Source organism: Aeromonas sp. CD (assembly GCF_033349375.1).
In the GTDB taxonomy this organism is placed as follows: Bacteria; Pseudomonadota; Gammaproteobacteria; order Enterobacterales; family Aeromonadaceae; genus Aeromonas; species Aeromonas hydrophila.
Window position 1 is genome coordinate 2,087,460 of record NZ_CP137631.1, and the last position, 21,863, is coordinate 2,109,322.

Consider the following 21,863-nt stretch of genomic DNA (forward strand, 5'->3'; position numbering starts at 1 on the left):
AGCCCGCCGATATACTGCGCCTCGTGGGTGATGGCTGTCGGTGTTTGAAACGCTTTCGCAAAGCTAGATGTGATATTGAAAATGTTATTTTTGGCTTTCCTGAGTTGTTTTGGTAACAAAAACCTAACAAATGCCACTCCATGCCCTCATAAGCGTGTAAAAACAATAACTAACGTGCTCAATGGAGCTGAGTGGGCAAAGCCGTGAAAAATAAACAGAGACCTGTAAACCTCGACCTACAGACGATCAGCTTTCCTGTCACCGCCATCGCTTCCATCTTGCATCGTGTCTCAGGGGTCATCACCTTTGTGGCGCTCTCAATCTTGCTGTGGATGCTTGGTACTTCACTCGCCTCTCCCGAAGGATTTGAGACCGTGGTGTCCATCATGGACAACTTCCTGGTCAAATTCGTGCTGTGGGGGATCCTGACTGCGCTGGCGTACCACATTGTGGGCGGACTGCGTCACCTGGTCATGGACATGGGCTATTGGGAAGAGCTGGAATCCGGTAATCAGAGTGCCCGCGTGGCCTTCGTGATCACCGCGGTTTTGGCGGTATTGGCGGGGGTACTGGTATGGTAACCAATTCTGCAACCTTCGGGCGCAGCGGCGTTCACGATTACATCCTGATCCGCGCCACCGCCCTCATCATGACTTGTTATGTCCTCTACCTGGTGGGCTTTGTCGCGTTCAACGACATCAGCTACGAGGTGTGGACCGGCTTCTTCGCCAAAACCTTCACCAAGGTGTTCACCCTGTTGGCGCTGCTGTGCGTACTGATCCACGCCTGGATCGGTCTGTGGCAGGTGCTGACCGACTATATCAAGCCGGTGGGGTTGCGCGGTGCGCTGCAATTTGCCCTGGTAGTGGTGCTGTTCGTCTACCTGATGACCGGCTTCGTTGTACTGTGGGGGGTGTAAGGTGACTATTCCAACTCGTGAGTTTGATGCGGTCGTGATCGGTGCCGGTGGCGCCGGTATGCGCGCCGCGCTGCAGATTGCCCAATCCGGCAAGAGCTGCGCTCTGTTATCCAAGGTATTCCCGACCCGTTCTCACACGGTTTCTGCCCAGGGCGGGATCACGGTTGCGCTGGGCAATGCCCACGACGACAACTGGCAGTGGCACATGTACGACACCGTCAAGGGCTCAGATTACATAGGTGATCAGGAAGCCATTGAATACATGTGCAAGACCGGCCCCGAGGCCGTCTATGAACTGGAGAACATGGGCCTACCCTTCTCCCGCTTCGACAACGGTACCGTCTATCAGCGTCCGTTTGGCGGCCAGTCCAAGAATTTCGGTGGCGAGCAGGCGGCCCGTACCGCGGCGGCAGCCGACCGTACCGGTCACGCCCTGCTGCACACCCTCTATCAGCAGAACGTCAAGAACAAGACCACCGTCTTCTCCGAGTGGTATGCGCTGGATCTGGTGAAGAACCAGGACGGCCACGTGGTCGGCTGTACCGCTATCGACATGGAGAGCGGTGAAGTCGTCTACTTCAAGGCCAAGGCCACCGTACTAGCTACCGGCGGCGCCGGTCGCATCTACCAGTCCACCACCAACGCCCACATCAACACCGGTGATGGCGTCGGCATGGCGCTGCGCGCCGGGGTCGGCGTGCAGGACATGGAGTTCTGGCAGTTCCACCCGACCGGCATCGCCGGGGCAGGGGTGCTGGTGACCGAAGGGTGCCGCGGTGAAGGCGGCTACCTGCTCAATAAAGACGGCGAGCGCTTCATGGAGCGTTATGCGCCGAACGCCAAGGATCTGGCTGGTCGTGACGTGGTGGCCCGTTCCATCATGATCGAGATCCGCGAAGGTCGTGGCTGCGACGGTCCCTGGGGCCCGCACATCAAGCTCAAGCTGGATCACCTCGGCAAAGAGGTGCTGGAATCCCGTCTGCCGGGCATCTGCGAGCTCTCTCGCACCTTCGCCCACGTGGATCCGGTCAAGGAACCCATCCCCATCATCCCGACCTGCCACTACATGATGGGCGGCGTGCCGACCAACGTGAATGGCCAGTGCCTGACCCAGGACAAGGACGGCAACGACGTGCCGGTGGTCGGCCTGTTTGCGGTGGGCGAAATCGCCTGCGTCTCGGTGCACGGTGCCAACCGTCTGGGCGGCAACTCGCTGCTGGACCTGGTGGTATTTGGCCGCGCCGCCGGCATGCACCTGGTCAACACTCTGAGCGAGATGGAGCACGGCCGCGCCGCCTCCGACGCCGATATCGACGCCGCGCTGTCCCGCTTCAACCGCTGGGAAAATTGCCGTGACGGTGAAGATCCGGTGCAGATCCGCAAGGACCTGCAGCGCTGCATGCAGAACAACTTCTCCGTATTCCGGGAAGGCGATGCCATGGCCGAAGGGCTGGCCGAGCTGAAACTCATCCGCGAGCGCCTCAAGAACGCCCGTCTGGACGACACCTCCAAGGAGTTCAACACCCAGCGCATCGAGTGCCTGGAGCTGGACAACTTGATGGAGACGGCCTATGCCACCGCGGTGGCTGCCAACTTCCGTACCGAGAGCCGGGGCGCCCACAGCCGCTTCGATTTCCCGGAGCGTGACGATGAGAGCTGGCTGTGCCACAGCCTCTATCATCCGGACACCGAGTCCATGACCCGTCGCGCTGTCAACATGTCACCCAAGACCCGTGAGGCGTTCCCGCCCAAGGTCCGGACTTACTGATTGCGGAGCTAGCCCTATGAACGTCACATTCTCTGTCTACAGATACAATCCGGATGTTGATAACGTCCCCCATATGAAGGAATATCGTCTTGATATTCCTGAAGGTTCCGACATGATGGTGCTCGACGCACTGATCCAGCTCAAAGAGCTGGATCCCACGCTCGCCTTCCGCCGCTCTTGCCGCGAAGGGGTCTGTGGATCTGACGGTCTCAACATGAATGGCAAGAACGGTCTTGCCTGCATCACCCCGCTCTCCGATCTGCTGAAGAAGGGCAATAACGTCGTTATCCGCCCCTTGCCAGGCCTGCCGGTGATCCGTGATCTGGTGATCGACATGACCCAGTTCTACACCCAGTGGGAGAAGGTCAAACCCTTCCTCATCAACGACGAAAAATTGCCGCCCGTGCGTGAGCACCTGCAATCCCCCGAAGAGCGCGCCAAGCTGGATGGCCTGTACGAGTGTATTCTCTGTGCCTGCTGCTCCACCTCTTGCCCCTCCTTCTGGTGGAACCCGGACAAGTTCATCGGCCCGGCCGGTCTGCTCGCCGCCTATCGCTGGCTGGCGGACAGCCGCGATACCGCTGCTACCGATCGACTGGGTAATCTGGATGACGCCTTCAGCGTGTTCCGTTGCCACGGCATCATGAACTGCGTGAACGTCTGTCCCAAGGGCTTGAACCCGACCAAGGCCATCGGTCAGATCAAGTCGATGCTGCTCAATCGGGCTGTTTAGTATCAGGGCCAGGGCGTCACGCGCCAGGCCCGACCTCTGGATAGCCATCCGTCACCATGGCTGGATGGCTATTTAAACCCTACAAGCTGCGCTGCAGTGAACAAGATGTACAAGGGATAGAAATGCATAACGGCGTGATGAAGGCCTGGTTGGAGTCATCTCACCTGGCTGGTGCGAATGCAAGCTATATTGAGGATTTGTACGAATCCTTCCTGGAAGACCCCGAGTCCGTAGCCGAAGAGTGGCGCAGCCTGTTTAGCTCGCTGCCCCAGGTCAATGGCCATGCGATAGAACAACCTCACTCCCGAGTCCGCGATTATTTCCGTCGCCTGGCCAAGGATCCCTCCCGCTACAGTGCCCCCGTCTCCGATCCGCAAGTGGATGCCAAGCAGGTGCGCGTACTGCAGCTGATCAATGCCTTCCGCTTCCGTGGCCATCAAAACGCCAATCTGGATCCGCTCGGCCTCTGGGCGCGTGAAACCGTTGCCGAACTGGATCCCGCGTTTCACAACCTGCAGGGCGCAGACATGGAGGCCACCTTCAACGTGGGCTCCTACGCCATCGGTCGCGAGACCATGGTGCTCTCCGATCTGTATGCCTCGCTGAAGAAAACCTACTGCGGCAGCATCGGCGCCGACTACATGCACCTCACCTCCACCGAGGAGAAGCGCTGGCTGCAACAGCGTCTCGAATCCATCGAAGGGACGGGCAGCTACACCCAGGAAGAGAAGACTCGCTTCCTCGAGAGCCTGACCGCCGCCGAAGGGCTGGAAAAATACCTGGGCGCCAAATTCCCGGGAGCCAAGCGTTTCTCCCTGGAAGGGGGCGATGCCATGGTGCCCATGCTCAAAGAGCTTATCCGTCGCGCCGGTGAGCAGGGCTGCAAAGAGGCCGTCATCGGCATGGCCCACCGCGGCCGTCTCAACGTGCTGATCAACGTGCTGGGCAAACGCGCTCAGGACCTGTTCGACGAATTTGCCGGTAAACACGGCGAATCCTGGGGCACGGGTGACGTGAAGTACCACATGGGCTTCTCGTCCGACTTCGCCACCCCGGGCGGCAATGTCCACCTGGCGCTCGCCTTCAACCCGTCTCACCTCGAGATCGTCAACCCGGTGGTCATCGGCTCGGTCCGTGCCCGCATGGACCGTCGTGGTGACAAGGATGGCTCGACCGTACTGCCCATCACCATTCACGGTGACTCGGCCATGTCCGGTCAGGGCGTGGTGGCCGAGACCTTCAACATGTCCCAGACCCGTGCCTATGGCGTGGGCGGGACAGTGCGCATCGTCATCAACAACCAGGTGGGTTTCACCACCTCTTACCATCGTGATCTGCGCTCCACCGAATATTGCACCGACATCGCCAAGGCGGTACAGGCGCCGGTGCTGCACGTCAACGGGGATGATCCGGAAGCCGTGGTGCTGGTGACCCAGATTGCACTGGATTACCGCAACACCTTCAAACGCGACGTGGTGATCGAGCTGGTCTGCTACCGTCGTCACGGTCACAACGAGGCCGACGAGCCGAGTGCGACCCAGCCGCTGATGTACCAGAAGATCAAACAGCACCCGACCCCACGCAAGATCTACGCCGACCAGCTGGTGGCGGAAGGCAGCATCAGTCAGGAGCTGGCCACTACCCTGGTCAACGAATATCGCGAGACCCTGGATCGCGGTGAGCGGGTGAGCAAGGAGTGGCGTCCGATGGAGCTGCACTCCGTCGACTGGACCCCTTATCTGGGCCACGACTGGGCCATGGCCTATGACAGCACAGTGCCGATGGATCATCTGAAGTCCCTCGGCGAGCGCATCAGCCAGTACCCGGCCACTCACGTGCTGCAGCGCCAGGTCGAGAAGATCTACGAAGACCGTCGCCTGATGGCCGCCGGCGAGAAGCTGCTGGACTGGGGCTTTGCCGAGACCCTGGCCTACGCCACCTTGGTGGACAAAGGCTCGCGCATCCGCTTTACCGGGGAAGACTCCGGCCGTGGCACCTTCTTCCACCGCCACGCCGTGCTGCACAGCCAGACCGATGCCAGCACCTACACCCCGCTGTGCAATCTGCACGACGAGCAGGGCCCGTTCGAGGTGTACGACTCCGTGCTGACCGAAAACGCGGTACTGGCCTTCGAATATGGCTACGCCAGCGCCGAGCCGGCCGGCCTCACCATCTGGGAAGCCCAGTTCGGCGACTTCGCCAACTGTGCCCAGGTGGTGGTGGATCAGTTCCTCTCCTCCGGCGAGCAGAAGTGGGGCCGGATGTGCGGCCTGACCATGCTGCTGCCGCACGGCTACGAAGGGCAGGGCCCGGAGCACTCCTCCGCCCGTCTGGAGCGCTATCTGCAGATGTGCGCCCAGCACAACATGCAGGTGTGCGTACCGTCCACCCCGGCGCAGGTGTTCCACATGCTGCGTCGCCAGGTGGTACGCCCGATGCGCCGTCCGCTGATCGTGATGACGCCCAAATCCCTGCTGCGCCACCCGCTGGCGGTGAGCAAGCTCGAAGAGCTGGCCGAAGGCACCTTCCAGAACGCCATCGGCGAGATCGATGCGCTGGATCCGAAGGGCGTCAAGCGCGTGGTGTTCTGCTCCGGCAAGGTCTACTACGACCTGCTCGATGCCCGTCGCAAGGCCGAGCAGCAAGATGTGGCGCTGGTGCGAATTGAGCAGCTCTACCCCTTCCCGGAAGAGGAAGTGCGCGCCATCCTGGCCGACTACGCCCATGTCACCGACTTCGTCTGGTGTCAGGAAGAGCCTCAGAACCAGGGCGCCTGGTACTGCACCCGTCATCACTACGACAGCGTGCTGCCAAGCCATGCCCGTCTGCGTTATGCCGGTCGCCCGGCGTCGGCTTCACCGGCCGTCGGTTACATGTCAGTCCACGCCAAGCAGCAAAAAGCCCTGGTGGAAGACGCGCTGACCCTGGAATAAACCCGTTGCGAAGGAGAGGGCACGCCGCTGCGCCGACCCTCTCCGACTCTGGAACAAGCCTGCTGGCCAAGAAGTAACAAGGAACTGATTAGATGACTATCGAGATCAAAGTACCGGACCTGCCGGAATCAGTGGCGGATGCCACCATCGCCACCTGGCACAAGAAACCGGGTGATCTGGTTGCCCGTGATGAAGTGCTGGTCGACATCGAGACCGACAAGGTCGTGCTGGAAGTGCCGGCGCCGGAAGCCGGCGTGCTGGGCGACATCCTGCAAAGCGAAGGGGCCACCGTGCTCTCCCGCCAGCTGATCGCCATGCTCAAACCTGCCCCGGTGGCCGGTGAAGAGACCAAGGAGAAGCCGGTCGAAGCGGTGGCCGATGACGCTGCCGATGGCCTGAGCCCCTCCGTGCGCCGCCTGGTGGCCGAGCATGACATCGATGTTGCCAAGCTGACCGGTACCGGCAAGGGTGGTCGCGTCACCAAGGAAGACGTGGAAGCCTTCATCAAGGGTGGCAACAAGCCTGCCGCCGCCCCGGTTGCCGCTGCAGCCCCGGCTGCGCCGGTCGCCCCGCTGGCCGGTCGCACCGAAAAACGTGTGCCCATGACCCGTCTGCGCAAGCGCATCGCCGAGCGTCTGCTGGAGGCCAAGAACACCACCGCCATGCTGACCACCTTCAACGAGATCAACATGGCGCCCATCATGAAGCTGCGCAAGCAGTACGGCGAGATCTTCGAGAAGAAGCACGGCATCAAGCTCGGCTTCATGTCCTTCTACGTGAAGGCGGTGGTGGAATCCCTCAAGCGCTACCCGGAAGTGAACGCGGCGCTGGACGGTGACGACATCGTCTACCACAACTACTTCGACGTCAGCATCGCCGTCTCCACCCCCCGTGGTCTGGTGACCCCGGTGCTGCGTGACTGCGACAACATGAGTCTGGCCGACATCGAGAAGGCCATCAAAGACCTGGCCGGCAAGGGCCGTGACGGCAAGCTGACCGTGGATGAACTGACCGGCGGCAACTTCACCATCACCAATGGTGGCGTGTTCGGCTCCCTGATGTCCACCCCGATCATCAACCCGCCCCAGAGCGCCATTCTGGGCATGCACAAGATCCAGGACCGCCCCATGGCCGTCGACGGCAAGGTCGAGATCCTGCCGATGATGTACCTGGCGCTCTCCTACGATCACCGCATCATCGACGGCCGCGAGTCGGTGGGCTTCTTGGTCTCCATCAAGGAGCTCTTGGAAGATCCGACCCGTCTGCTGCTGGACGTCTAAAGAAATCGGCCGGACCGGCAAGTCCTCGGCTTGACGGCTCGCGCCACAAGCTTGCCGCCGGACTTCCCGTTCGGCGGCAAGCGGGGGCCAACCCGGCCCCGACGGAACGTCTGAGTGAAAGTGAAATTAGAAAGATAACGAGGGGTCGTCTTGACCCCTTTCACAGGGGATTGAGAAACACGAGCCCCGGACGGAAATACCTACAACACGGATAGAGCATCTATGAATCTGCATGAATATCAGGCAAAACAGCTGTTTGCCGAGTATGGCCTGCCGGTCTCCGAAGGTTATGCCTGTGCCACCCCGCAGGAAGCGGCCGAAGCGGCCGACAAGATTGGCGGTAACACCTGGGTCGTCAAGTGCCAGGTCCACGCCGGTGGCCGCGGTAAAGCGGGCGGCGTCAAGCTGGCCAAGAGCAAGGACGAGATCCGTGCCTTCGCCCAGAACTGGCTCGGCAAGAACCTGGTGACCTATCAGACTGACGCCAACGGTCAGCCGGTCACCAAGATCCTGGTGGAATCTTGCACCGACATCGCCAAGGAGCTCTATCTGGGCGCCGTGGTTGACCGTGGTTCGCGTCGCGTGGTCTTCATGGCCTCTACCGAAGGTGGTGTGGAGATTGAGAAAGTCGCCCACGAAACCCCGGAACTGATTCACAAAGCCGCCATCGATCCGCTGGTCGGCCCGCAGCCTTATCAGGCCCGCGAGCTGGCCTTCAAACTGGGTCTGGTCGGCGAGCAGATCAAGCAGTTCACCAAGATCTTCATGGGTCTGGGCCAGATGTTCCTGGACTGCGACTTTGCCCTGCTGGAAATCAACCCGCTGGTGATCACCGCCCAGGGCAACCTGCACTGCCTGGACGGCAAGATCAACATCGATGCCAATGCCCTGTACCGTCAGCCCAAGCTGCGCCAGATGCACGATCCGTCCCAGGATGACCCCCGTGAAGCGCACGCCGCCCAGTGGGAGCTGAACTATGTGGCGCTCGATGGCAACATCGGCTGCATGGTCAACGGCGCGGGCCTGGCCATGGGTACCATGGACATCGTCAACCTGCACGGCGGTTCACCGGCCAACTTCCTGGACGTCGGCGGCGGCGCCACCAAGGAGCGGGTGACCGAGGCCTTCAAGATCATCCTCTCCGACAGCAAGGTACAAGCCGTGCTGGTCAACATCTTCGGCGGCATCGTGCGCTGCGACATGATCGCGGAAGGCATCATCGGCGCCGTCAAGGAAGTGGGGGTGAAAGTGCCCGTGGTGGTGCGTCTGGAAGGCAACAACGCCGAACTGGGTGCCCGTAAACTGGCCGACAGCGGCCTCAATATCATCGCCGCAACGAGTCTGACTGACGCAGCTCAGCAAGTGGTAAAAGCAGCGGAGGCCAAATAATGAGCGTTCTGATCAACAAAGACACCAAGGTGATCTGCCAGGGCTTTACAGGCGGTCAGGGCACTTTCCACTCCGAACAGGCGATTGCCTACGGTACCCAGATGGTCGGCGGCGTGTCCCCGGGCAAGGGCGGCACCACCCACCTGGGCCTGCCGGTGTTCAACACCGTCCGTGACGCCGTGGAAGCCACCGGCGCCACCGCCTCCGTCATCTATGTACCGGCCCCGTTCTGCAAGGACGCCATCCTGGAAGCCATTGATGCCGGCATCAAGCTCATCGTCACCATCACCGAAGGCATCCCGACCCTGGACATGCTGGACGTCAAGGTGAAGCTGCAGGAGACCGGTGTGCGGATGATCGGGCCGAACTGCCCGGGCGTCATCACCCCGGGTGAGTGCAAGATCGGCATCATGCCGGGCCACATCCACAAGCCGGGCAAGGTGGGCATCGTCTCCCGCTCCGGCACCCTGACCTACGAAGCGGTCAAGCAGACCACGGACGAGGGCTTCGGCCAGTCCACCTGCGTCGGTATCGGTGGCGACCCCATCCCGGGCTCCAACTTCATCGACATCCTGGAGATGTTCCAGAATGACCCGCAGACCGAAGCCATCGTGATGATCGGCGAGATCGGCGGCAACGCCGAGGAAGACGCGGCGGCCTACATCAAGGCTCACGTCACCAAGCCGGTGGTCTCCTACATCGCGGGTGTGACCGCCCCTGCTGGCAAGCGCATGGGTCATGCGGGCGCCATCATCGCCGGTGGTAAAGGCACCGCGGCCGAGAAATTTGCCGCCCTGGAAGATGCCGGCGTGAAAACCGTGCGCTCCCTGGCCGATATCGGCAAGGCCCTGCGTGAAGTGACCGGCTGGTAAGTTCTTTCGGTCTGTTATCTCTGATAAAAATGCCGCCCGATGGGCGGCATTTTCTATGGCTATCAGCTGACGAATTTTATACTCATCGATATCCATTAAATTTTGCATGACGCTTAAAATCGCATCTTATTAAATGGTAGCTACCTTAATTTTTTAAAAGACTTAGTTAGATTGGACTCTAGCTCTTTGACTATTTCATCTACATAATTTTTGGCAATGTCAAAAGCCTTTGTTTTTGCGGCTATTAGCAACGATGTAACATCGTTTTCTCTTCCACAGTTAGCACAAACAACAAAGCTATGACTTGGTGGTGTGTAATTTTCATAAGGTAAAGCAAACTGTCCAGAGCGACAAAAGGTACATCGCAAATGAATAGTTTTTTTGAGTTCATCCATAACTACAGTAGTCCCGGGAACGATCCAGCAACGCCTCCGACAATAGAGCCGACAAGAGGGTGCTCCAGGAATCTAGCAAGGCGTGTTTTGGCTTCTTTTTTTTCTTCGTTTGAAGCCGGGGACTCATCAATCTTGTGAATTAATTGATTGAATGCGTCCTGTATATTCTGAATGTTACCATTGCCAATTTGGGTAGGGCCATTAACATTCAATGTTGCGATTTGCATGGAGGCACCTAATTCATATGAACGATTCTTTCCATGTTTGATAGAGATAGCTCGACTTTGACCTTCTTCGGTCAATCTAATGTGTGAGAAGTATCTTGATGTTTTCTTTACTAGTCCGCGTGAATTACAAATATTGATGACTTTGAACAGATGCTCCTCTGGCCAGTTAAATAGTTTGTCAACAGCAACGCGGTCAGGCTCATCATCTCTGAACCCAAACTCAACAGTATTAATTGTTTCTCCTAGACTCTCCATATCATCGTTCATATAGGTTAACAGAGTATCAATGTCTGACTGTATTTTATCTGCGTCCATGATTTACCTTTGCCGTTAAGTATAAGGTGATAAGAAGAAGTACAATGAAAACTAACTTACCTCACTCTATCATGGGGATAGTCATATCGAAACATGTATGCAAAAGAAGGATAAGTATAATTATATTGACATATATATTCCGCACCTTTTAGATCTAGTATATTGGACCGACTGGTTAAGACTTCTGAAAGTACCCCTCCTCATTTATTATCGATAGTTTTTAACCTTGAAAAATTGGGCCATAGGGCGTATAACCACGCGCTTGTCAGTGTATTGAGTGAGCCAACTTTTATGCAGCAGAGTGAACCCGTGCAGAACGCCCCCTTTTGGCAGGTAAAAAGCCTGCAACAGATGACCATGACGGAGTGGGAGTCCCTGTGCGACGGCTGCGGCAAGTGCTGCCTGAACAAGCTGATCGACGAGGACACCGAGGAGCTGGTGTTCACCAACGTGGCCTGCAACCTGCTCAATACCAAGACCTGCCAGTGCTCCGACTACGGCAACCGCTTTAAAAAAGAGCCGGACTGCCTGCAGATCACCCACGACAAGATTGCCGAATATGACTGGCTGCCGTCGACCTGTGCCTACCGCCTGCTGGCGGAGGGGCAGAGTTTGCCAGAGTGGCATCCGCTTATCACCGGCAGCCGCAGCGCCATGCACCAGGCCGGTCAGTCGGTGCGCGGCAAGGTGGTGCACGAAGTGGATGCCGGCGATTGGATCGATCACATCATTACCTGGGCCAGCTAACGCCAGGCCTGTCTATCAGGCCAGCCGTCGAGCCGCATAAACTGCGAAGGGGCAGGGGAGTCATCACTCTCCTGCCCCTTCGGTTTTCTGGCCCCTTTTTAAGCGCTGCGAAGGCGCCTACTTGTCAGCCTTGCCCGCCGCATCGGCAAGTTTGGCCAACTGTTTGTCATACCAGGCCACCGGGCGGTTCTCATCTTCCGCCCGCTCCTTGCGCCGGATGGCGTTGCGCACCACCATGGCGCCCAGCCAGCGAAACGGCTCTGGCGGAAAATAGCCGCGCGGGCCGCTTACCAGCGCGCAGTCACGCCACGGCTTGTCCGCTTCCCGCACTTCATCGCGCACCAGGGCCGCCAGGATCTGGCCGCCCATCCAGCTCTGCGCCACCCCGTTGCCGGAATAACCGAGGCCATAGACGATATTGGGCTGCCCTCGCCAGTGGCCGAAGAAGGGGAGGCCATCTACCGAGCGGTCGGAGGCGCCGCACCAGCTGGCAGCGATGGGCACCTCCTTGAGCGCCGGAAAGAAGCGGCGCAGGGTGCGGGTGAGGGGGGCAAGATAATGGCTGGGGGCATCGAACTCGGCCAGATGGCGGTTGGCAAAGGCGAAGGTGTTGCCCCCCTTGCCCAGCATCAGCCGCCCTTGCGGGGTGGATCGGTAGTAGTGGACAAAGGTGCGGCCATCCACCACGGAGCGGCCGTGCGCAAGCTGCTGGGCGGCCAGTGCATCTGGCGCGGGGTCGGTTATCACCATGTCGGAGGAGACCAGCACTATACTGCGGCGAAACTCGCGAAAGTGCGCCGTCATGGCGCTGTTGAGGGCCAGCACCACCTTGCGGGCACGCACCTCACCCTGTGGCGTTTGCACCCGCGCAGGCTGACCCGCCTCAAGGCGCTGCATGGGGGAGTGTTCATAAACCTCGACCCCCAGCTTCCGCGCCACCCGCAGCAGGCCGCGCACCAGCAGTGCCGGTTGCACCGAACCGGCGTGGGGGCTGTAGAGCCCTTCCAGATGAACGTGGGAGCCGCTCTGGCTCGCCAGTTCATCCTCTTCAATCGTCTGCCACTGGTTAAGGTCGGCTTGCTCTAGTGCCCGCAATACCGGCTCCATCAGGCCGCGCTGCGCCTCGCTGGTGGCGGTGTAGCAGGTGCCCTCGACCCTCAGCTGTGCCTCTATGTTGTGCATTTCGCAGAAGCGGGCGATCTCGTGCACCGCCTGCTCGGATCTTTGTACCAGCCAGGCGGCCTGCTGCTCGCCAAAGAGGCGCTTTAAGGTCAGGTATTTGGCCGACCAGGTGAGCAGGCAGCCGCCGTTGCGCCCGGAGGCGCCGCTGCCGCACAGGTCCTTTTCCAGCACCAGGATGCGCAAGTGTGGCTCGGCCTGTTTCAGGGCGATGGCGCTCCACAGCCCGGTAAAGCCGCCACCGACGATGCAGACATCGACCTCGTGGTGGCCGACCAGGGGCGTGGGCGGCGCGGGCTGTTCGGCGGCGAGCGCTTCGGCCAGCCAGAAGGGGAGAGTGGACATGATGACTCCTCGACAAGGTTATGGGTGGCGCCAGCGCTGGGTGCGATCCAGCAGGGCGCGGCTCAAAAAGAGCTGGAGCAGCTTGACGGTGGCGGCGGCCAGCAGGATCAGGGTGGCCATGGCGGCGGCCGCGGCGGTATCGCCGGAATCCTCCATATTGAGCACGGCGATGGAGGCGAGCACGCTGTCGCTCGAGTAGAGGAAGATCACCGCCGAGGTGGTGGTCATGGCGTTGACGAACAGATAGATGAAGATCTCCAGCAGTGCAGGCAGGGAGGCGGGCAGGGTGACTCGCCAGAACGCCTTCCAGAGCGGAATGCGCAATGAGATGGCTACCAGCTCCAGCTCCTTGGGCAACTGCTTGAGGCTGGTCAGCGCCGTCATATGACCCACGGTGTAGTAGTGGATGATGCAGGAGAGCACCATCAGCGGCAGAGTGCCGTATAGGCCGCCAAAGAGCGGGTTGCCGTTGAAAAAGAAGATGTAACCCAGCCCCAGCACCATGCCGGGCACCGCCAGCGACAGCATGGCGAGCAGATGCAGCAGCTGGCGCAGCGGCGCGAAGTGGCGCCCCTTCTCCTGTACCCAGGCCAGCACCATCACCAGCACGGTGCCGATAAGCGCGGTATAGAGGCCCAGCTGCAAGGTGTTGGTAAAGGGCTGCCAGCCATAGACGCTGTTGCTGTCAAAGGCGTAGTGATCCAGCGTCAGAGCGAGGTTATAGGGCCAGAACTGCACCAGGGAGCCGTAAACGGCCATGCCCACCAGCGCCAGAAACAGCAGGGCCCACAGAATGCACCAGCCGAGTGCCAGCAGATCACGCAGGCGATGGGGTTTGGGCTGATAGGGCACCGCCTTGGTGCTGCTCTGCTCCTGCATCTTGCTGCGCACCCTGTGCTCCAGCGCAAAGCTCAACAGCGCCGGCAGCAGCAGGGTGACGCTGGCCACTGCGCCGAGGGAGAAGTTCTGCATCCCGATCACCTGCCGGTAGATGTCGGTGGACAGCACGCTGTATTGGCCGCCAATCACCTTGGCCACCCCGAAGTCGCAGATGGTGAGGGTGAAGACGGCGATGGCGGCGCTGAGTAGGCCATAACGGGCGGTAGGCAGGGTGACGGTGACAAAGGTGCGCCAGCCGCTGCTGCCGAGCACCCGGGAGGCTTCATAGAGGCGGGCATCGCTCTGACCGAGCGCCGTGATAAGGATCATCAGGGCGTGGGGGAAGCACCAGAAGCCAAGGCCAATGACGATACCGATGGGGCCGTAGATGCTCTCGCCGCCGAGCAGCCCCTTGGCGATCCCCTGATTGCCAAACCAGTAGACCAGACTGATGGCGGGCAGCAGGGAGGGCATCAGGAGCGGAATAAGACCGATGAGGCGAAACAGGCTCTTGCCCGGCATGCAGGTGCGGGTGAGGGCATAGGCGTAACCAAAGGCGATGGTCACCACCAGCGCGGTGATCAGCACCCCGAGCCAGAGGGTGTTGCCGATGGTGCGCCCCAGATGAGGGGAGTCGAAGTAGGCGCTGAAGTTGGCAAGCCCCACCCAGAGGCCGTTCTCATCCTGCAGGCTCTTTTGCAGCATGGTGAGCAGCGGCAGCAAGAGGCCCCCCACCAGCAGAGCGATGCCGAGCACCAGCAGGATCAGTTGCAGCAGCTGATCCCGGCTCCAACCGCGACAAATGCGCTGCCAGCGGGCGTCTTGGCGGGCTGTCGCTGGCGGCAGCAGGGAGGAGGTCGCAAGAGGGGCTGTCATGGGTGCTCTCCTTCAAACAGCTGCATCGCCCCGGCGGGCCAGTGCAGCGAGCAGCGCATGCCGCTGCGCCAGCCCCCTTGTTCGTGGCGGGGCAGCTCGTGGGTCGGGCGCTCCACCAGGATCTGCTGCGGGCCCAGATAGGTGTCGGCGGTACAGATAAGGCGCTGAGCGGCGCCGAGAAACTCCACCTGATCGATGGTTGCTTCAATGCCATGTTGGCCAAGATACGGTTCGCTCGGCGCACTCAGGGTGATCGCCTCGGGGCGGATCGCCACCTGCAATTTGCTGCCGGCAGCGGCCTGATTGGCGAGTTGCAGCGGTTGTTCGTTGAGGCGCACCTGAGTGGGGCTCAGCACCAGGGTCTCGAGGAAGTTCATGGTGCCGACAAAGCTTGCCACGAAACGGCTGGCAGGCTGGTGGTAGATCTCCTGCGGGGTGCCCACCTGCACGATGCGGCCGCCCTCCATCACCACGATGCGATCGGCCATGGTCAGCGCCTCTTCCTGATCGTGGGTCACCATGATGGTGGTGATGCCAAGGCGCTGCTGCAGGGCGCGGATCTCGCTGCGAAGATGGGTGCGCACCAGTGCATCCAGCGCGCTGAGCGGTTCGTCCAGCAGCAGCAGGCCGGGGGAGAGGGCCAGCGCCCGGGCCAGCGCCACCCGCTGCTGCTGGCCGCCGGAGATCTGACTCGGGTATTTGTGAGACTGGGCCGTGAGATCCACCAGCCCCAGCCAGTGATCGACCCGCTCCTTGATGAGATCCCGCGCCAGCCCCTGATTCTCAAGGCCGAAGGCGATGTTCTGGGCCACTGTCAGGTTGGGGAAGAGGGCGTAGGACTGAAACACGATGCCAAAATCGCGCTCCTGGGGCGGCAGGCGGGAGATATTGCGCCCCCCTTGCCAGATCTCGCCGCTGTCTGGCAGATCCAGCCCGGCGATGGCTCTGAGCAGGGTGGTTTTGCCGCAGCCGGAGGGGCCGAGAAAGCAGATAAACTCCCCCGGCTCAATGGTCAGAGAGATTTCTTTAAGGGCCTGAAAAGCACCGAACTGCTTGTTGAGATGTTGAATGTCCAGATAGGGCTGGGTCATGGTTCGACTCGCTACTGATTTGGTATATACCAGTTTGCGGGTGAAGTGTGACGGTCAGGTGATCGGGGGATGACAGCTTGATGACAGTCAAATGAGATCGGGTCGCCAGCAAGTGGCTGGGCACTGTGCGAATGGACTAAGCATCGCTAATTGAAGGCAATGCAAACTCGGGAAGTTAAAACCAAAAAGCGAAGGCCAACAGCTGTTGGCCTTCGACTGGCAGTTTATTGGCAGCGGTGTGTCTGGCGTGAACAAACCGCCGCCCTTCACGCTTACTGTTTGGCTTCGGTCTTGTCGTCGAAGCTGGCGCTCCACTGGGCCAGGATGGCGTTACGCTCGCGGGCTGCCCAGCTAAAGTCGTTGTCGATCATCTGGCCTTTGATATCCGCTGGATAGCCCGCTCTCGGTTGGGCCACATCGGGAATGGCGACCACGGCGAACGACTTGTTGTAGAGGGTGTTGGCCTGTTCGGTGGCGGCAAAGTCGAGCAGCTGTTTGGCGGCATCCAGCTTGGGAGTGCCCTTGATGATGGCGGCAGCTTCCATATCCCAGCCCGATCCCTCTTTCGGGAACACCACCTCGATGGGGGCTCCCTTGGCCTTGAGGCTGGTAGCCGGGAAGTCGAAGGAGATACCGATCACCGTCTCGCCGCTGGCGGCCAGCTTGCAGGGTGCGGAGCCCGAGTGAGTGTAACGGTCGATGTTCTGGTGCAGGCCGTTCATAAATTGCCAGCCCTGCTGCTCGCCCATGGTCTGCAGCCAGCCCGCAACGCTCAGGTAACCGGTGCCGGAGGAGCTGGGGTTGGGCATGATCACCTTGCCCTTGTAGATGGGCTTGGTGAGGTCGGCCCAGCTGGTCGGCTCCGGTATCCCCTGCTTTTCCGCCTCTACCTTGTTGAAGCAGATGGCGCTGAAGAAGGCGTCCAGACCGATCCAGTGCGGCTCGGCCTTGCTGTCGCGAAAGCGGCTGTCGAGCTTATCCAGCCCTTTCGGTGCATAGGCATTGAGCATCTGCTGCTGATCGAGCTGCATCAGGCTGGTGGCGGCCAGTCCCCACACCACATCCGCCTTGGGCTGGGCTTTTTCTGCCAGCAAGCGGGCAGTGACCACGCCGGTGGAGTCACGCACCCACTTGATGTTGATATCCGGATGCTGGCGTTCGAACGCGGTTTTCAGCTCGTTGAGCTGCTCCGGTTCGAAGGCGGTGTAGACGGTGAGATCGGTGGCGGCCAGTGCCGGAGCTGTCATGGCGGCCAGCACGGCGGCGGCCAGCAGATGGGTTCCCTGTTTCATCCTCTTCTCCATATAAGTTGGCTTGGTATAAACCAGATTGGTCGAGAGAGAGGCTAGGGGATCTTTATGACGTGACCGTGACGGCCCCGTGACGTTTTGCCGTTCCTGATTTGGCCGTGACTAATCCTGGGTATCCACCTCGATCTCCAGACTGTCGTGGCGCCAGTACTCCAGATCGAAGTCGAGCACCCGGCCGTGCTGATCGAAGTTGAGTCGCTCGAGGCGCAGGGCGGGCAGACCGGCGGTGGCCCCGAGCGCCTTGGCCACTTCGTCCGGCAGGGCGGTGGGGAAGAAACGCACCTGCATGCGGGCGTAGTGGAGATCGTAATGGGCCTGATAGATCTCGGTCAGGCTGCCGTTGAGATTCAGCTCCAGCAGGCCTGGTACCCGCTCGGGCAGGCAGTGGTTTTCGCAGTAGCAGATGGCACGCCCGTTGGCATAGCGCAGCCGTTTGAGCAGAAACAGGCTGTCGAACGGCTTGAGTTGCAACTGCGCCATCAACGCGGGTGGCACTGCCTGGCGGCTTTTTTCCAGCAGCTCGGTGCGCGGCTCGCCCCCTTGCTCCCGCACTATCTGGTGAAAGTTGGAGGTGCGTCTGGGGTTGAGGCTGAAACGCGGCGGGGTGACGAACCAGCCGCGGCGATCCTCCCGATAGATAAGGCCGTTTGCCTCCAGCTGAACCAGTGCCTCGCGAATGGTGACCCTTGTGGTGCCATAGAGCTCTCCCAGCAGCCGCTCGGAGGGGAGCTTGTCGTTGGGGGCCAGGCCCCCCGCCAGGATCTGGTTGGCGAGGGCATCCTTGATCTGAAGATATTGGGGTTTGCTCATGAAAATCCCTGGTTTTGCAATAAGTTGTGCAATGCGTTGTGCAATGGGCTGGGCACAGGGCTGGTCATCTGCCCGGTCGTTAAACGGCGGCGTCAAAAATGTTGGTAGATACCAGTGTTGGCCCTGTGGTTCAGGCTATCTAGATTATCGCGATCCCGACGCTGAAAATGAATTTTTTGTTGCACGTAGCGCCACCCCTTTGACCTTGGCGGGGCAGTTACCCACAATGCGCTCATTCTGGTATATACCAAAAAGGAGCGAAGTCATGACCCATATTCCTGCGGCCCCCGCCGCCGTCGATTACCTGCTGCTGACCCCGGGCCCCCTCTCGACCACAGCCACGGTGCGCGCCGCCATGCTGCAAGACAGCTGCACCTGGGATGCGGACTACAACCAGGGGGTGGTCGAGCCCATCCGCCGCGAGCTGGTGCGCCTCGCCACTGGTCCTGAATATGAGAGCGACTACAGCGCCGTGCTGCTGCAGGGGAGCGGCAGCTATGTGGTTGAGAGCGTGCTGGGCTCGGCGATCGGCGCCGATGAGAGTCTGCTGATCATCAACAACGGCGCCTACGGTGCCCGCATGGGGGAGATGGCCCGCTGCCTTGGCCTGCGCCACCATGAGCTCGACTGCGGCGAGACCACCCGCCCGGAACCCGCCGCCATCGAGGCGATGCTGGTACGCCACCCCGAGATCACCCATCTGGCCATGGTGCATTGCGAGACCACTACCGGCATGCTCAACCCCCTTGAGGAGGTGGCTGAGCTCTGCCAGCGCCGCGGCATTCGCCTGATCGTCGATGCCATGAGCAGCTTTGGCGGTATCCCCATCGACATGGGGCGCCTTGGCATCGAGTTTCTCATCAGCTCGGCCAACAAGTGCATTCAGGGGGTGCCGGGCTTTGGCTTCGTCATCGCTCGCCGCGCCGCGCTGGCGGCCTGCGCCGGTCGTGCCCGCTCGGTCTCCCTCGACCTGCATGCCCAGTGGCAGACCATGGAGCAGCAGGGGGGCAAGTGGCGCTTTACCTCGCCCACCCATACCGTACTCGCCTTTGCCCAGGCCCTGCGCGAGCTGGATGAAGAGGGGGGCATCGCCGCCCGCCATCGGCGCTACCGCGAAAATCAGCGCACCCTGGTGGCGGGGATGGCCGCCCTCGGCTTTGCGCCGCTGCTGCCAGAACAGTGGCAATCCCCCATCATCACCGCCTTCTACTCTCCGGCCCATCCTGATTACCGCTTCGCCGACTTCTACCAGCGGCTCAAGGCACAGGGCTTTGTCATCTATCCGGGCAAGGTCTCGCAGGCCGACTGCTTTCGTATCGGCAATATCGGTGATGTGACCCCTGAGCGGGTGCGCTGCTTGCTCGCCGCCATGGCCAGCGCCTGCTACTGGCAAGGGGACGCGCGATGACCAGCATGCTGGCTCAGGGTCGTGATCTGCGTGGCCACGATTTGCATGACCATAAGCTGCACGGCAGCGGCCGCGCCGACAGCGAAGGGGATATCAACCTTGGCGAGGGGCGCTCACGTTGGTGGGCGGGGCAGAGTGAAGATGTACAGGCCGGATTGGCGGAGGATAGCCGCTACTTTCTCCATCAGGCCCTCTCCACCCCCTGTCTCGATCTGCTTGAGCGCGCGCAGGGGAGCTGGCTGACCAGCGTATCGGGCGCGCGTTACCTCGATTTCCATGGCAACAGCGTCCATCAGCTGGGTCACGGTCACCCCAGGGTGGTGGCCGCGGTGCAGCAGCAACTCGCCGATCTGCCGTTTGCGCCTCGCCGCTACACCCATCAGGTTGCCATCGACTGTGCCCGCACTCTGGCCGAACTGGCCCCCGGCGATCTCAACCGGGTGCTGTTCGCCCCCGGCGGCAGCGAGGTGGTGGGGATTGCCCTGAAGCTCGCCCGTTTCATCACCGGCAACAGCAAGGTGGTGTCCCTGTGGGATGCTTTTCACGGCGCCTCTCTCGATGCCATCTCGGTCGGCGGCGAGGCCTGCTTTCGCGCCGGTATGGGCCCGCTGATGGCCGGAGTGGAGCGCATCCCGCCGCCCACCCGTTATCGCGGTGTCTGGTATCGCGGGGAGGGGGATGACCTGCACTATGCCGATTATCTGGAGTACGTCATCGAGAAGGAGGGAGGGATCGGCGCCTTTATCGCCGAGCCCATCCGCAATACCGATGTACAGGTGCCCTCGAAGGCCTACTGGCAGCGGGTGCGGGAGATCTGTGATCGCCACAAGGTGCTGCTGATCGTCGACGAGATCCCCAATGCCTTGGGTCGCACCGGCCACTGGTTCAGCTTTGAAGAGTTCGGTATCGAGCCCGACATCATCTGTCTGGGCAAGGGGTTGGGGGGCGGGGTGGTGCCGTTTGCCGCGCTCATCACCCGCGACCGTTTCAATCAGGCCGCAGCTATTTCACTTGGCCACTACACCCACGAGAAGAGCCCTATCGGCTGCGCGGCGGCCCTCGCCACGATAGAGACAATCCGCGAAGCGGGATTGTTGGCAAAAGCGCAGGAGGATGGCCGTTTTATGGCGGCCGAGCTCGGCAAGTTGGCCGAGCGTCACCCGCTGATCGGGCAGGTACGCGGCATAGGTCTCTTGTGGGCACTCGATCTGGTGGTCGATCACCAGAGTCGCACCCGCAATAACCAGGCCGCCGAGCGGCTGCTCTACCGCTGTCTGGAGCTTGGGCTCAGCTTCAAGGTCTCTCAGGGCAATGTCATCCAGCTCTCGCCGCCGCTCAACATCGCTCGCGCCGATCTGGTGCGTGCCATCACCATTCTCGATCGCGCCTTGAGTGAGGTCGCGCTTTCACCGAAACAGGAACATCACCATGACTGACTTGCAAATTGCCATCCAGCCGACCACCGACGTGGAGGCGCTGATCCTCGACTGGGCCGGCACCGTCGTCGATTTTGGCTCCTTCGCCCCCACCTCCATCTTCGTCGAGGCCTTCGCCCGTGCCTATGACTTTCCGGTGACCCTGGATGAGGCGCGCCAGCCCATGGGCCTTGGCAAGTGGGATCATATCGCCGCGCTGGGCCGTCTGCCCTCGGTGGATGCGCGCTGGCAGGCCCGCTTTGGTCACCCCATGAGCCACGCCGAGGTGGACCACCTCTATCACACCTTTATGCCGCTGCAGATTGCTGCGGTGACCCGCTTCGCAGACCCCATCCCCGGTGTGCTGCCGGTGCTGGATGCTCTGCGGGGGCAGGGGATGAAAATCGGTTCCTGCTCCGGTTACCCCCGCCCGGTGATGGAGACGCTGGTACCTGCGGCGGCCGATCACGGCTATCGCCCGGATCACTGGGTCGCCACCGACGATCTCAAGGCAGGTGGTCGCCCCGGTCCCTGGATGGCGCTGGCCAACGTGATTGAGCTGGGAGTGAGCGCGGTGCATCGCTGCATCAAGGTGGATGATGCCGTACCCGGCATTAGCGAAGGGTTGAATGCCGGTATGTGGACGGTGGGATTGTCGGTCTCCGGCAACGAATTTGGCGCCACCTGGGAAGCGTTTGCCGCCATGAGCGAGGCGGAGATCGCCGCCCGGCGCGCACCGGCGGAGGTCAAACTGCGGGCTGCGGGGGCGCACTATGTGATCGACACTCTGGCCGACATCGCCCCGGTTATCGCCGACATCAACCGCCGTCTGGCGGCAGGGGAGCGGCCCTGAACAAGGCGGGATGAGAGGAGGGGAGTGCCGGCCTTGCCGGCAGGTTTTCAGGCCTATTCTCCCTGACTATCAGGCATAAAAAAACCGGCGCCTTGGCGCCGGTTTTTGTTCACCGAGAC

At 60.9% G+C, this 21,863-nt stretch carries 19 protein-coding genes; 12 read left to right on the forward strand and 7 right to left on the reverse strand.

The features are described 5' to 3' along the window. Nucleotides 1-191 precede the first annotated feature (191 nt). The 8 genes from sdhC to sucD all read left to right on the forward strand — a co-directional run bounded on the left by sdhC (nt 192) and on the right by sucD (nt 9,894). Nucleotides 192-581 (forward strand): succinate dehydrogenase cytochrome b556 subunit, encoded by a 390-nt coding sequence (gene sdhC / locus R2E40_RS09800; RefSeq protein WP_011705795.1) that lies wholly within the window; start codon nt 192-194, stop codon nt 579-581. Further along, the gene (gene sdhD / locus R2E40_RS09805) at nt 575-919 is read left to right on the forward strand and encodes a succinate dehydrogenase, hydrophobic membrane anchor protein (protein ID WP_011705796.1); all 345 of its coding nucleotides are present in this window, start codon (nt 575-577) and stop codon (nt 917-919) included. Before sdhC ends, sdhD begins: the two co-directional genes overlap by 7 nt. 1 nt (nt 920) lies before the next feature. Then, entirely contained in the window at nt 921-2,687 is a 1,767-nt protein-coding gene (gene sdhA / locus R2E40_RS09810) for a succinate dehydrogenase flavoprotein subunit (RefSeq protein ID WP_318165331.1), read from the forward strand. A gap of 16 nt (nt 2,688-2,703) precedes the next feature. Continuing rightward, entirely contained in the window at nt 2,704-3,420 is a 717-nt protein-coding gene (locus R2E40_RS09815; RefSeq protein WP_011705798.1) for a succinate dehydrogenase iron-sulfur subunit, read from the forward strand. A gap of 122 nt (nt 3,421-3,542) precedes the next feature. Further along, nucleotides 3,543-6,353 carry a 2-oxoglutarate dehydrogenase E1 component gene (gene sucA / locus R2E40_RS09820; protein ID WP_318165332.1) on the forward strand — a complete coding sequence of 937 codons (2,811 nt, stop codon included), beginning with the start codon at nt 3,543-3,545 and terminating at the stop codon, nt 6,351-6,353. Between the two features lie 92 nt (nt 6,354-6,445). Continuing rightward, on the forward strand, nt 6,446-7,633 hold the full coding sequence (gene odhB / locus R2E40_RS09825) for a 2-oxoglutarate dehydrogenase complex dihydrolipoyllysine-residue succinyltransferase (RefSeq protein WP_011705800.1): 1,188 nt from the start codon (nt 6,446-6,448) through the stop codon (nt 7,631-7,633). 222 nt (nt 7,634-7,855) lie between these two features. Then, nucleotides 7,856-9,022, forward strand: a complete 1,167-nt coding sequence (gene sucC / locus R2E40_RS09830; RefSeq protein WP_016350506.1) for an ADP-forming succinate--CoA ligase subunit beta — start codon at nt 7,856-7,858, stop codon at nt 9,020-9,022. After that, the gene (gene sucD / locus R2E40_RS09835) at nt 9,022-9,894 is read left to right on the forward strand and encodes a succinate--CoA ligase subunit alpha (protein ID WP_005300222.1); all 873 of its coding nucleotides are present in this window, start codon (nt 9,022-9,024) and stop codon (nt 9,892-9,894) included. Before sucC ends, sucD begins: the two co-directional genes overlap by 1 nt. Before the next feature lie 140 nt (nt 9,895-10,034). Here the strand turns inward: sucD and R2E40_RS09840 are convergent, their stop codons facing one another. Together R2E40_RS09840 and R2E40_RS09845 are read right to left on the reverse strand one after the other, a co-directional pair. After that, nucleotides 10,035-10,289: a hypothetical protein gene (locus R2E40_RS09840; protein ID WP_318165333.1), complete on the reverse strand. Its 255-nt coding sequence runs from the start codon at nt 10,287-10,289 to the stop codon at nt 10,035-10,037. A gap of 2 nt (nt 10,290-10,291) precedes the next feature. Beyond that, nucleotides 10,292-10,831, reverse strand: coding sequence for a hypothetical protein (locus R2E40_RS09845; protein ID WP_303810415.1), 540 nt, complete (start codon nt 10,829-10,831; stop codon nt 10,292-10,294). A gap of 291 nt (nt 10,832-11,122) precedes the next feature. On the opposite strand from R2E40_RS09845, the gene R2E40_RS09850 reads away from it, so the two are divergent. Continuing rightward, complete coding sequence (locus R2E40_RS09850) at nt 11,123-11,578, forward strand: YcgN family cysteine cluster protein (protein ID WP_005300228.1); 456 nt, start codon at nt 11,123-11,125, stop codon at nt 11,576-11,578. 117 nt (nt 11,579-11,695) lie between these two features. Here R2E40_RS09850 and R2E40_RS09855 read toward each other — a convergent pair whose 3' ends face one another. The 5 genes from R2E40_RS09855 to phnR form a co-directional block, all read right to left on the reverse strand. Beyond that, nucleotides 11,696-13,102, reverse strand: a complete 1,407-nt coding sequence (locus R2E40_RS09855; RefSeq protein WP_318165334.1) for an FAD-dependent oxidoreductase — start codon at nt 13,100-13,102, stop codon at nt 11,696-11,698. Between the two features lie 18 nt (nt 13,103-13,120). After that, nucleotides 13,121-14,857: a putative 2-aminoethylphosphonate ABC transporter permease subunit gene (locus R2E40_RS09860; RefSeq protein ID WP_318165335.1), complete on the reverse strand. Its 1,737-nt coding sequence runs from the start codon at nt 14,855-14,857 to the stop codon at nt 13,121-13,123. After that, nucleotides 14,854-15,948, reverse strand: a complete 1,095-nt coding sequence (locus R2E40_RS09865) for a putative 2-aminoethylphosphonate ABC transporter ATP-binding protein (protein ID WP_318165336.1) — start codon at nt 15,946-15,948, stop codon at nt 14,854-14,856. The genes R2E40_RS09860 and R2E40_RS09865 overlap by 4 nt, the downstream gene beginning before the upstream one ends. Before the next feature lie 272 nt (nt 15,949-16,220). Beyond that, on the reverse strand, nt 16,221-17,240 hold the full coding sequence (locus R2E40_RS09870; RefSeq protein ID WP_318165337.1) for a putative 2-aminoethylphosphonate ABC transporter substrate-binding protein: 1,020 nt from the start codon (nt 17,238-17,240) through the stop codon (nt 16,221-16,223). A gap of 120 nt (nt 17,241-17,360) precedes the next feature. Then, nucleotides 17,361-18,068 (reverse strand): phosphonate utilization transcriptional regulator PhnR, encoded by a 708-nt coding sequence (gene phnR / locus R2E40_RS09875; RefSeq protein ID WP_318165338.1) that lies wholly within the window; start codon nt 18,066-18,068, stop codon nt 17,361-17,363. A gap of 265 nt (nt 18,069-18,333) precedes the next feature. On the opposite strand from phnR, the gene phnW reads away from it, so the two are divergent. The 3 genes from phnW to phnX are packed head-to-tail and all read left to right on the forward strand — an operon-like array spanning nt 18,334 to nt 21,744. Beyond that, the gene (gene phnW, locus R2E40_RS09880) at nt 18,334-19,476 is read left to right on the forward strand and encodes a 2-aminoethylphosphonate--pyruvate transaminase (protein WP_318165339.1); all 1,143 of its coding nucleotides are present in this window, start codon (nt 18,334-18,336) and stop codon (nt 19,474-19,476) included. Continuing rightward, the gene (locus R2E40_RS09885) at nt 19,473-20,912 is read left to right on the forward strand and encodes an aspartate aminotransferase family protein (RefSeq protein WP_318165340.1); all 1,440 of its coding nucleotides are present in this window, start codon (nt 19,473-19,475) and stop codon (nt 20,910-20,912) included. Before phnW ends, R2E40_RS09885 begins: the two co-directional genes overlap by 4 nt. After that, complete coding sequence (gene phnX / locus R2E40_RS09890) at nt 20,905-21,744, forward strand: phosphonoacetaldehyde hydrolase (RefSeq protein WP_318165341.1); 840 nt, start codon at nt 20,905-20,907, stop codon at nt 21,742-21,744. The genes R2E40_RS09885 and phnX overlap by 8 nt, the downstream gene beginning before the upstream one ends. Nucleotides 21,745-21,863: the final 119 nt, after the last annotated feature.